The 11,820-nt window shown below is 32.7% G+C and carries 8 protein-coding genes; all 8 read right to left on the bottom strand.

Going from position 1 to position 11,820, the window contains the following annotated elements:
- Nucleotides 1-11 precede the first annotated feature (11 nt).
- A complete protein-coding gene (locus tag GQS57_RS02120) occupies nt 12-1,331 on the bottom strand; it encodes a sugar porter family MFS transporter (RefSeq protein ID WP_165730749.1) in 1,320 nt (439 codons plus the stop codon).
- Nucleotides 1,332-1,364: 33 nt separating this feature from the next.
- Nucleotides 1,365-2,450 carry a glycoside hydrolase family protein gene (locus GQS57_RS02115; protein ID WP_165730747.1) on the bottom strand — a complete coding sequence of 362 codons (1,086 nt, stop codon included), beginning with the start codon at nt 2,448-2,450 and terminating at the stop codon, nt 1,365-1,367.
- A 14-nt stretch (nt 2,451-2,464) separates the two neighbouring features.
- Nucleotides 2,465-4,231, bottom strand: coding sequence for an alpha-L-fucosidase (locus GQS57_RS02110; protein ID WP_165730745.1), 1,767 nt, complete (start codon nt 4,229-4,231; stop codon nt 2,465-2,467).
- A gap of 35 nt (nt 4,232-4,266) precedes the next feature.
- Nucleotides 4,267-5,490, bottom strand: coding sequence for a glycoside hydrolase family 88 protein (locus tag GQS57_RS02105; RefSeq protein WP_205860172.1), 1,224 nt, complete (start codon nt 5,488-5,490; stop codon nt 4,267-4,269).
- A 666-nt stretch (nt 5,491-6,156) separates the two neighbouring features.
- Nucleotides 6,157-6,810 carry a fructose-6-phosphate aldolase gene (gene fsa / locus GQS57_RS02100; protein WP_165730743.1) on the bottom strand — a complete coding sequence of 218 codons (654 nt, stop codon included), beginning with the start codon at nt 6,808-6,810 and terminating at the stop codon, nt 6,157-6,159.
- Nucleotides 6,811-6,820: 10 nt separating this feature from the next.
- Nucleotides 6,821-8,857: a transketolase gene (locus GQS57_RS02095; RefSeq protein ID WP_165730741.1), complete on the bottom strand. Its 2,037-nt coding sequence runs from the start codon at nt 8,855-8,857 to the stop codon at nt 6,821-6,823.
- A gap of 81 nt (nt 8,858-8,938) precedes the next feature.
- Nucleotides 8,939-10,360: a D-xylose transporter XylE gene (xylE, locus tag GQS57_RS02090; protein WP_165730740.1), complete on the bottom strand. Its 1,422-nt coding sequence runs from the start codon at nt 10,358-10,360 to the stop codon at nt 8,939-8,941.
- Nucleotides 10,361-10,467: 107 nt separating this feature from the next.
- Nucleotides 10,468-11,784, bottom strand: a complete 1,317-nt coding sequence (xylA, locus tag GQS57_RS02085; RefSeq protein WP_165730738.1) for a xylose isomerase — start codon at nt 11,782-11,784, stop codon at nt 10,468-10,470.
- Between the last annotated feature and the right edge of the window lie 36 nt (nt 11,785-11,820).

Here is an 11,820-nt window from a genome sequence, read left to right as displayed (position 1 = left end):
GTTTATTTTTACTATTTCTTTAAAATAATATCCTCTAATTCTTCTAATGTTTTTCCTTTTGTTTCTGGCATCATAAAGGCTACAAATAGCAATTGTAAAACCATCATTCCTGCAAATACTAAAAATACCATTCCACCTCCAATTGCTTTTAACATAAAAGGAAATAATGAAGGAATAAGTGCTGCTAAAACCCAATGTGTAGAACTACCAAAAGATTGCCCTGAAGCTCTTAAATGATTCGGGAAAATTTCTGATATAAATACCCAAATTACGGTTCCTTGCCCAATGGCATGTGCACCAATAAATAAGAATAAGAAAAAAGGAACTGCCATACCTGTCCACTCTAAAAAGAACGCTGCAGATAAAAGACTTAATGAAATAATATACGCTGCAGACCCAACATACATTAAGGTTTTTCTTCCTAATTTATCAATTAAAAACACACCTAATAATGTAAATACAAGATTGGTAACTCCTAAACCAATACTATTTAATAAAGCTGAACTTTCTTCTAAACCTGCTGCTTCAAAAATACGTGGCGCATAATATAAAACGGCATTAATTCCAGAAAACTGATTAAAAAATGCTATTAAAAAAACCAAGATTAATGGAAATCTATATTTTTTAAGAAATATGGTTTCTGTTTTATCACTTTTTTCATTGTGAGAATTAAAATCGCTAATTTCTTTTTCAACATCTGCATTTTCATCAATAAATTTTAAAATTTCTCTTGCTTCTGTTTCTTTTCCTTGAGATAATAACCACCTAGGACTTTTAGGTAATTTTAATGCAAATAACATATATAATACTGCAGGAATAGCCTCTACACCTAACATCCATCTCCAAGCATTTTCGCCAATATCACTTAATAAATAGTTAGATAAATAAGCAATCATAATACCGAAAACAATATTAAATTGATACATAGCAACCAAACGCCCTCTGTCTTTTGCCGGTGCAATTTCTGAGATATATGCTGGTGCCGCAATGGTTGATGCTCCCACTCCAATTCCTCCAATAAAACGAGCAAAAGCAAATATATATGGATCGTTTGCAAAAGCAGAACCTATTGCCGAAACAGCAAACAAGACCCCAATTGCTAGAAGTGTATTTTTTCTTCCGTATTTATTAGTTGGTATGCCTCCAAAAATGGCTCCAAGTACGGTTCCCCATAACGCCATTCCCATAACAACAGAACCATGAAAAGAATCTGAAGATCCCCATAAAGCTTGTAATTTTTGATCGGCTCCAGAAATAACAACTACATCAAATCCAAATAGAAACCCAGCTAAAGCTGCGGTAATAGACCATAATAATATTTTTTTGTTCATCTTATATCTTAATTTAGTTTGTTCTTCTTAATACTACTTTAATGGAATAACCATATTCCAAGTTTTTGTTCCGTTACCAAATCCTCCAGGACCATTCATTGTTGCAAAAAAGATATGTGTTGGTTCTCCATCTTCAACTAAAACAAAAGGGCGTTCTAATTGTCCTTGTTTAATTATTTTTCCATTATTCCACTGTATCGTTTTCGTATATGCTTTTGGCTTATCATCAATAACCCAATTAATTCCGTCTTTAGAATGTGCTAAAACACCATCACCTTTTCCTCCTGTTAATAATCCTCTTTGGTCTTTTGCAATCATGTGGTATCCTTTGTTATCACTCCATAAATGAGGATCTTCAACTTCTCCAAATTTTTCCATTGAAAATAATGGTTCATCACCAACAACAGTATATCTACCATCAAAATGAGGTGCTGTAGCAACACCAATACTCATATCACTTTGTGCTATTCCATCTTCTTTATAACTTCTTCCTTTAAATAATAAAACTACCGATCCGTCCTTTTTAATTAAAGGAGATGGATTGGATGTTAAAAAACTGTAATACGAATTCGGTTTTATATCTAAAATTGGTGATTCTTTTCGCTCCCAAGGTCCGTAAGGACTTTTAGAGGTTGCTATACCAATGCGTTTACTCCATCTTGCAGCAATACTCCATTTACTACCTAATTTAAAGTCTTTTAAATTTTCTTTATTAACATCTTCAAAAGGATGTGTAGACCCCATATAGTATAATATATAAGTATCTTTATATTTTACAATTTTTGGATTGTGGCAAGATTTTCCGTCCCAATATTGTGCGCCTCTTTCTCCTAAAGCAACATCTTTAAATTGATAAGGTCCTTCTGGTGTTTTAGAAGTTGCATGCACAATTTCAGATTTAATCATCCACCCTGGATGAAACGGTAACATTTTTGGCCAACGAGATGCATACATATGATACATATTATCATCTCCTTTTATTACCGAGCTTCCCCAAACCCAATAATTTTCCATTTCTAAACCTCCATTAATTGGCGCTTCTTTTAAATTATCAAAAATGACATTCTGTGCCTTGGTAGACATGATACATCCGATAAATAAAAGAAGAAAATATTTCATTTTTTAAAATGGTTTTATTTTTTAATAGGTATCAATTTTATATTTTTTAGATTGATCGCATTCCATCTTCCTGCAACTGGCATGATAGACAACTCATACTTCCCAGCTGTATCAACGTTAAAATCTCCTAAATCGACTGTTTTAAAACGTTTTGGATTTGTACCTGTTTTAGAAACTTTTACAATTTTAGTTTTTCCATTAAGCGTTATTGCAATTTCTGAATTTTCTTCTAACAACGAATATCCTAATTCAGCCTCAAAATTACCTGGTTTATCTATTTGAAAAGTCCAATACACACGTGCAGTTTCACTTTCCCAATGAGATATACAATCCCATTCTTCATGATATAAGGCTCCTGGTCCTTGTAAATTTTCATATTGTGCTCTGTATGCAGATAATGTTGCCAATCCGTTTTCATCTTGACCTAAAGGTTTTATAGGCAATGCATTTGGCATTTCCTTCAATTTTAAAACAATAACAGAAGCTATACTGTTTGGTGCATTTCCTGTTATTTTAACCTGAATTCCATCATCAAAGGCTACGGTTTCAAATGTTCTGCTTTTATCATTTAATAAATAACAAGATTCTACATTATTTTTTAAACGAATTGGTAAAGACGCTCCATCTTCCCAATCATATACATGAAGATATAATAATGCTTTATTATTTTCTGTTTTCATGGTAATTCTTCCCCAATCTGGTGCTGTACTTGTAGGACTCGCCTGTGTACCATAAATAGCTTCAGAATTTTTAGACATCCAAGTTCCAATCGCTTTCATGCGTTCTACCGCTTGTGGTTTTAAAATTCCTTCATGGGTTGGACTCACATTTAGTAAATAATTTCCTCCTTTACTACTTTGGTCTATCAAGTTCTTAATTAAAGTAGTGCTTGATTTAAAATCATCATCATCACTACGATATCCCCAACTTCCACTAACTGGTTGACATAATTCCCAATATTTAGCCTCCGGCTGATGTCTTGGTCCGTTTCTTTCAAAAGTTTTATGATCCCCAGGGTAATCATCTCCCAAACGATCGTTAGTAATTATTCTTGGTTGCAACGCAGTTGTAATATGATGCAAACTATCTACCACAGATTTTGTCATTTCTCTTGGTGTATCCCACCAAAAAATTGAAATCGGACCATATTCTGTTAATAATTGCTTTACTTCTGGTAAGGCTTTTTCATACACATACTCATCACTACTTACTCGTTTTAAATCTTTATCCCAAGTATTTCCTAAACCTCCTGGATGATGCCAATCTTGTGCCTGAGAATAATAAAAACCAAATTTTAAACCTTGTTTTTGACATTCTATAGACAACTCTTTCATTACATCTCGTTTAAAAGGAGTTGCGTCTACAATATTATAATCTGTTGCTTTAGAATCGAACATAGAAAAACCATCGTGATGTTTAGCTGTTATAACGATATATTTCATACCAGCCAATTTTGCTAAACTTACAAACTCTCTTGCATTGAATTTTTCAGGATTAAACTCGTCTGCAAATTTCTCGTATTCTGCAATCGGAATTTCACCTTTATTCATAATCCACTCTGCACTATTAGAAACTTCTTTACCTTTATAAAAACCAGCAGGGACCGTGTAAATTCCCCAGTGAATAAACATACCAAATCTTGCTTCAGACCACCATTCCATGCGTTCTTCATCAGTAATATTTTCTACTTTAATATTCTTAGTAACCACTTGTTTTGTGTTTTTTACGCTACAACTAATTACCAAAAGAATCAAAAGTAGTACTAGTGCCGGTTTTTTCATATTTGTATATTTTACTAATTTAAACTCTATTACTATTATTTAGTTTCCCCTGCTGCAACTTGCATTTTATTTAAACGCACTAACGCTTCCATATAATAATAATCTGCATAAACAATTGGTACATCAATTTCAGAGTTATGAGGTAAATGACCTGTTGAATGTAATAATAAAGCTTGGTTTGTATCTCCACTTAAATATTTATCGCTAGAAAGTTCTTTAATATAACTCACTGCTGCATTATAATACTTTGTTTTTAATTTTTCATCTTTAACCAACGTAGACAACTCTAACATACCAGCAGCAGCAACTCCTGCAGCAGAAGCATCTTTAGGTGCATTTGGTATTTTTGGATCATCAAAATCCCAATAAGGTATTTTATCTTCTGGTAAACGTTCCATATAATGGTCAGATAATTTAATTGCTGTATCTAAAAATGCTTGCTCTCCTGTTTCTCTATATGCCATAGAAAAACCATAAATACCCCAAGTTTGTCCTCTTGCCCACATAGATTCATGTGCATAACCTTGGTGCGTGTATCCTCTTAAAAATTCTCCTGTATTTTCATCAAAAGAACCAACATGATAAACAGCATTGTCTTTACGCACAATATGTTTCATGGTTACTTCTGCATGACTTTTAGCAATGTCATATAAATCTTTACTCCCTCCATTTTTAGCTGCCCAAAAAAGCAACTCTAAATTCATCATATTATCTATAATAGTATTGTATTTGAATTTATGCATTTGACTTGGCCAAGATAAAATAGTACCAACTTTAGGGTTATATAAAGTAGCTAAAGTATCTGCAGCTGCCAATAAAACTTCTTTATACGCTTCATTACCCGTTAATCTATAACCATTACCGTAACTACAATACACCATAAATCCTATATCATGATTATCTGCCTTTGTATATGCTATTTCTTTAAGAGGTAATGTAAATCTTTCTGCCTGTTTTCTTATTTCTTCATCTTTAGCGTATTCATAGGCAAACCATAAAGCTCCAGGATAAAAACCACTACACCAATCTTTTACATCTACAAAATTCCAGTTTTTATTTCCCTTGTCTATATTTCTAGGAAAACTGTCTGCACTCACCAGTTTTGAGGCAACTTCTTTAGCCTTTAAGGTGGTGATATCTAATACCTCTTTTGTATTAAATGCATCTAATTGTATTACAGTCTCTTTCTCTTTCGTTGAATTGCATGATATTACTATAAGTAATACCGCTAAAAGCATTAATGTTTTTTTGATTATCATCTAATTTGTTTTTTAATTGATTTTTTTTTTTAAAACTATGAGTTGACAAAAAACATTCAACCCCAATTATACTGGTTACAATTATAATAACAATACTAAATAATGAACATAACTTATAACTCAAAGGCTATAAAACATCATCCTTTTATCTACTTATCACCCATTTTAAAGGGTGAAACTGCCTTTATTAGAAATAAGTCAAGAAAAAACTCAAATAAATCTATAGGCGCAATCCTAATACCTATAGAGGTATTATTAATTCTTATAAATAATAAAACTTAAAAAAAATCAATTTTAAGGTTATAAATTATATCTGATAATCAAATTATTAAAAAAAGATAAAACTGTCATAATACTTCACTTTTTGAAACCTTTTATAATAGAAAGTTTATTTCAAAAAATTTAGTTGCTAATAATAGTAGCTTATTTACTTTAATTATAAATGAAACAATTAATAACAAGACCAATTTTGTACTTGTATATTGTAGAGAAAGTAAGAATGATAAAAACAAAAAAAATAGATATGATTGTGAATTAATAATAAATAAAGAAAAAGATACAATTTGTAAAAGTCAAAGAATAACTTACAACAAAAGAATCTTTATTTAAAAAGATAAAAAAGTTACACTGCTTCTATAGCATTAAAAACAGTGCAACTTAACACTACTAATTCCCCTTCTTATAATCTTCTAAAAATTGAGCCAATCCACTATCTGTTAAAGGATGTTTTAACAGTCCTGTAATAGATGATAAAGGTCCTGTCATTACATCAGAACCTAATTTAGCACAGTTAATTACATGCATTGTATTACGTACAGATGCTGCTAAAATTTTAGATTTAAACCCGTAATTATCATAAATTAATCTCATTTCTGATATTAAATTTAACCCATCTGTAGAAATATCATCTAATCTTCCTAAAAAAGGAGATACGTATGTTGCCCCTGCTTTAGCAGCTAATAATGCTTGTCCTGCAGAAAAAATTAGTGTCATGTTTGTTTTAATTCCTTTATCAGAAAAATATTTACATGCTTTTACACCATCTGCAATCATTGGTAATTTTACCACTATTTGAGAATGTAACGCTGCTAATTCTTCTCCTTGCTCAATCATTCCATCATAATCTGTTGCAATTACTTCTGCAGAGACATCTCCTTTTACAATGTCACAGATTTTTTTATAATGGTCTAAAATATTTGCTACCCCTGTAATTCCTTCTTTTGCCATTAAAGATGGATTTGTAGTTACACCATCCAAAACTCCTAAAGCTTCTGCTTCTGCAATATCATTTAAATTTGCTGTGTCAATAAAAAACTTCATACGTTTATTTTTATACTGTTTTTAAATATGCTAATACTTGTTGACTTACTTTTTCTCCTGTAAAACCAAACTTATCATCTAAGATGTTTGCTGGTGCAGAATACCCAAAATGATCTAATCCAAACACTTTACCTGCATCTCCAACCAAACTTTCTAAGTTTACAGGTAAACCTGCTGTTAAACCAAATAATGGTTTGTTTTTAGGAATAACACTTTGCTGATATTCTTTAGACTGTAATCGAAATACTCCTTCAGAAATTACAGAAGCAATGTTTACTTTTAAACCATTTTCAGTTTCTAAAATTTCTGCAGCAACTACTAAGGTTGCTACTTCAGAACCATTGGCTACTAAAACAACATCGGGGTTTGCTACTTCTTTTACCAAATAACCACCTTTTTCAGCAGCTAAAGCTTCTTGATATCTTGATGCTTTTGAAGCTGGTAAATCTTTAATTCCTTGTCTTGATAAAATTAAACCTGTTGGTGTATTTTTATTTTTTAAAGCCATTTTCCAAGCAACGCTTGTTTCTGCAGAATCTGCAGGACGTAAAGCCATAAAACTAGGATTTCCACTATGGTTTTTTAATTTTTCTAACAATCTAATTTGTGCTTCTTGCTCTACAGGTTGATGCGTTGGTCCATCTTCTCCAACTCTAAAAGCATCATGTGTCCACACATATTTTACACCTAACTCTTGAATTCCGCTTAATCGAATCGCTGGTTTCATATAATCTGAAAAGACAAAGAAAGTGGCCACTACAGGAATAATTCCTCCGTGTAATGCAATTCCGTTTGCAATACAAGACATGGTTAACTCTGCAACACCTGCTTGTAAGAATGATCCAGAAAAATCGCCTTTTTTAAGTGCATGTGTTTTCTTTAAGAATCCGTCTGTTTTATCTGAATTTGATAAATCTGCAGAAGAAACAATCATGTTTTCTACCTTTTCCGCTAAATACCCCAATACTCCAGAAGATGCTGCTCTAGTTGCTAAGCCTGCTTTGTGTGCTATTGATTCAAAATCTAATTCTGGTAATTCTCCTGATAAAAAGAAATCTAATTTTTCAGCTAATTCAACATTTGCTTCTCTCCAAATGGAAATATCGGCTTTCTTATCTCTCGCTTCTACTATTTTTCTATCTAATAAATCTTTGTAAAAAACACTTACACCTTCATAAATATCAAAAGGTTTTTCAGTATTTGCTCCTAAATGTAAAAAGGTTTTAGTATAATCTGCTCCTGTTGCCCCAATTGGCTGACCGTGTAACTCACATTCACCTTCAAAAGTTTTATCATCTGCAGTAACACAACCTTTTCCCATTATTGTTTTACCAATAATTAACGTAGGTTTTTCTGTTTCGTTATTTGCATCTTTTAATGCTTTTCTAATTTCATCATGATTATGACCATCAATTGTAACTACATTCCAACCCCAAGCTTTGTACTTCATCTCCGTATCCTCAGAAGTTACTTCGTCTGTTGGTGTAGATAATTGAATGTCATTAGAATCGTAGAACATAATAAAATTGCTTAACCCTAAATGCCCAGCAATTCTACCTGCTCCTTGAGATATTTCTTCTTGCACTCCTCCATCAGAAATAAAACCATAAATTTTATGATCCATCCAATTTCCAAAACGTGCTTCTAAAAATTTAGCCGCAATTGCTGCCCCCACTCCCATAGTATGCCCTTGTCCTAAAGGTCCTGATGTATTTTCTATCCCTCTTGCAACATCTAATTCTGGGTGACCAGGAGTAATTGAACCCCATTGTCTAAAGTTGGCAACATCGTCTTTTTCATAGTTTCCTAAAAGATAATACTGTGCATACATTAAGGTTGATAAATGTCCTGCATCCATAAAGAAACGATCTCTAAAAGCCCACTCCATATCCGAAGGGTCAAAATTAAAGAATTCTGAATATAAGATGTGCATAAAATCTGCACCTCCCATGGGGCCTCCTGGATGTCCTGAATTTGCTTTTTCTACCATGGCAACACATAATGCTCTAATATTATCTGCTGATTGTTGGTCTATTTTATTGTTCATGTTTATTTTTTATAATAAACTTCGTTTAAAAACTTTAGCTTAAACGAAGCTTATTCCTGTTTTATAATTTAATTTTTAAGGTTATTTTTTCCAAAGTTTTTCCATTTCCTCTAAAGTTTTTCCTTTTGTTTCCGGAATGTATTTCATGATAAATAACATCGCTAAAATACTCATGATACCATACACCCAATACGCAAATCCATGATTGAATAAACCTGTTAAATATGAATTATCATTCATCATCGGGAATGTTAAAGAAACTAAATAGTTAGAAACCCATTGCGCCGCAACAGCAATTGCCAATGCTTTTCCTCTAATTTTATTTGGAAAAATCTCTGCTAATAACACCCAAGTAACCGGTCCCCAACTCATTGCAAAACTTGCTACATACAACATCATACAAAACAATGCTAAATAACCCGTTGCACCTGAATAAAAAACAAAACCTAATGATAACATGGCTATCGCCATACCTAAAGCTCCAATAATCATTAGTGGTTTTCTACCGTATTTATCTACAGTTTTTACCGCTACAATAGTAAATAAGAAGTTTACAACACCTACTATAATGGTCATTAATAATGCACTATCTGTACCCGTTGAAATGGTTTTAAAAATTTCTGGAGCGTAGTACAACACGACATTAATACCTACAAATTGTTGAAATATAGATAACAAAACTCCTATTATGATAACTAACCACCCAAAAGACAACAAGTTTCCTGATGATGTATCATTCATAGAATCTTGTATTTCTGCTAAAATTTTAATCCCCTCTTTTTCTCCATTTACTTTTACTAATACCTCTAATGCTTCTTCTGGTTTGTTACGTAACACTAAAGAACGTGGTGTATCTGGTACAAAGAATAAAAGCCCTAAAAATAAACCTGCAGGAATTACTTCTGATGCAAACATCCATCTCCATCCAATTTCATTTAGCCATGCATCAGAACCTCCACCTCTTGAAATAAAGTAGTTTACAAAATAAACCACCATAAAACCACCAACAATAGCTAGTTGATTAAATGACACTAATTTTCCTCTACTACCTGCGGGTGCAATTTCCGCTATGTATAGCGGAGACAACATAGATGCTAAACCTACTCCAATACCTCCAATAATTCTATACACAATAAAAATGGTTGAAAACGTATGATCTAATTCACCAATAGGCGCTATAAACATTTCTGGCATTGCAGAACCTAAAGCGGATATTAAAAACAAAACAGCTGCTAAAATCAACCCTTTTTTTCTTCCTAATTTTTTACTGATAACTCCTCCAAACAGACCACCAATAATACAGCCTATTAATGCACTTGAAACTAAAAATCCTTTAAAAGCACTTGCGGCTGTTTCTGACATCCCTTTGGGGATTACAAAAAAACTATCTAAAGAACCTACTGTTCCAGAAATTACACCGGTGTCATACCCAAATAATAAACCTCCCAAAGTTGCCACTAAGGTTAGTTTTATAAGGTATCCTGAATTTGTTGAATTTGCCATAATATGTTTTAGTTAATTGTTTCTAACACTTCTGCTAAAATGTAGTTTAAAATAAGGTGTATATAAAAAGACCTCTTAGATTTTAAAATCTAAAAGGCCTATTCTTTTTATATATATTGATTGATAATATTTTCGAATAATTCTTGTTTACCACTTTGTAAACTTAATTCTCCGTTTTCTTTAGCTATTTTGTACAAGTCTGACAACTCCAATTTACCTGTTTCAAAATCTTTTCCTTTTCCTGCATCAAAAGAACTGTATCTTTTTTCTCTTAATGAATTATATGAAGATGATTGTAAAATTTTATCTGCCGTAAGTAACGCTCTAGCAAACGTATCTGCTCCACCAACATGCGCATGAAAAACATCTTCTAAATCTGTAGAGTTTCTTCTGATTTTTGCATCAAAATTAACCCCCCCCCCTTGTAAACCACCTGCTTGTAGAAATACTAACATCGCTTCTGTAGTTTCTTGAATGTTATTTGGAAACTGATCTGTATCCCAACCATTTTGGTAATCTCCTCTATTTGCATCAATACTACCCAACATTCCTGCTTTAGCTGCAACAGCCAATTCGTGTTGCATGGTATGTTGTGCTAGAGTTGCATGGTTTACCTCAATGTTTATTTTAAAATCTTTATCTAAACCGTATTCTTTTAAAAATCCGATAGCTGTAGCCGAATCAAAATCATATTGGTGTTTCATTGGTTCCATTGGTTTAGGCTCAATAAAGAAGGTTCCTTTAAACCCTTGCGCTCTTGCATAGTCTCTTGCCATGGTTAAAAATTGGCCCATGTGGTCTAATTCACGTCCCATATCTGTATTTAATAAAGACATATAACCTTCTCTTCCTCCCCAAAACACGTAGTTTTCTCCGCCTAATTTAATAGTAGCATCTAAAGCCAATTTTACTTGACCACCTGCTCTTGCAACTACATCAAAATCTGGATTTGTAGCAGCTCCGTTCATGTAACGTGGATTAGAAAAACAGTTTGCTGTTCCCCATAATAATTTTACACCGCTTTCTGCTTGTTTTCCTTTAATGTAATCTGTAATGATCTCTAATCTTTTTTCTGATTCTGCAAATGTTGCGCCTTCTTGCACTAGATCATAATCATGAAAACAGAAATAATCAAACCCCATTTTGTTGATGAATTCAAATGCAGCATCTGCTTTGTCTTTTGCTGCTTGAATAGCGTCTGAAGATTGATCCCAAGCAAAATTTTGTGTTCCTGGTCCAAAAGGATCTCCTCCTTGTCCGCAGAATGTATGCCAATAGGCTATTGAAAATTTAAACCAGTCTTTCATTTTTTTTCCTGCAACCATTTGTTCCGGATTGTAGTATTTAAACGCTAACGGATTGTCTGATTCTTTACCTTCGAATTGAATTTTATTAATTCCTTTAAAATATTCTTTACTTGCCATTTTGTATGTTGTTTAAGTGTTTATTTGTGTAATTGA

Origin of the sequence: Polaribacter sp. 20A6, from assembly GCF_011378915.1 — a bacterium.
GTDB classification, from domain to species: domain Bacteria; phylum Bacteroidota; class Bacteroidia; order Flavobacteriales; family Flavobacteriaceae; genus Polaribacter; species Polaribacter sejongensis.
The sequence above is the reverse complement of the archived record's forward strand: the minus strand, read 5'-3'. Positions and strand labels throughout refer to the sequence as shown.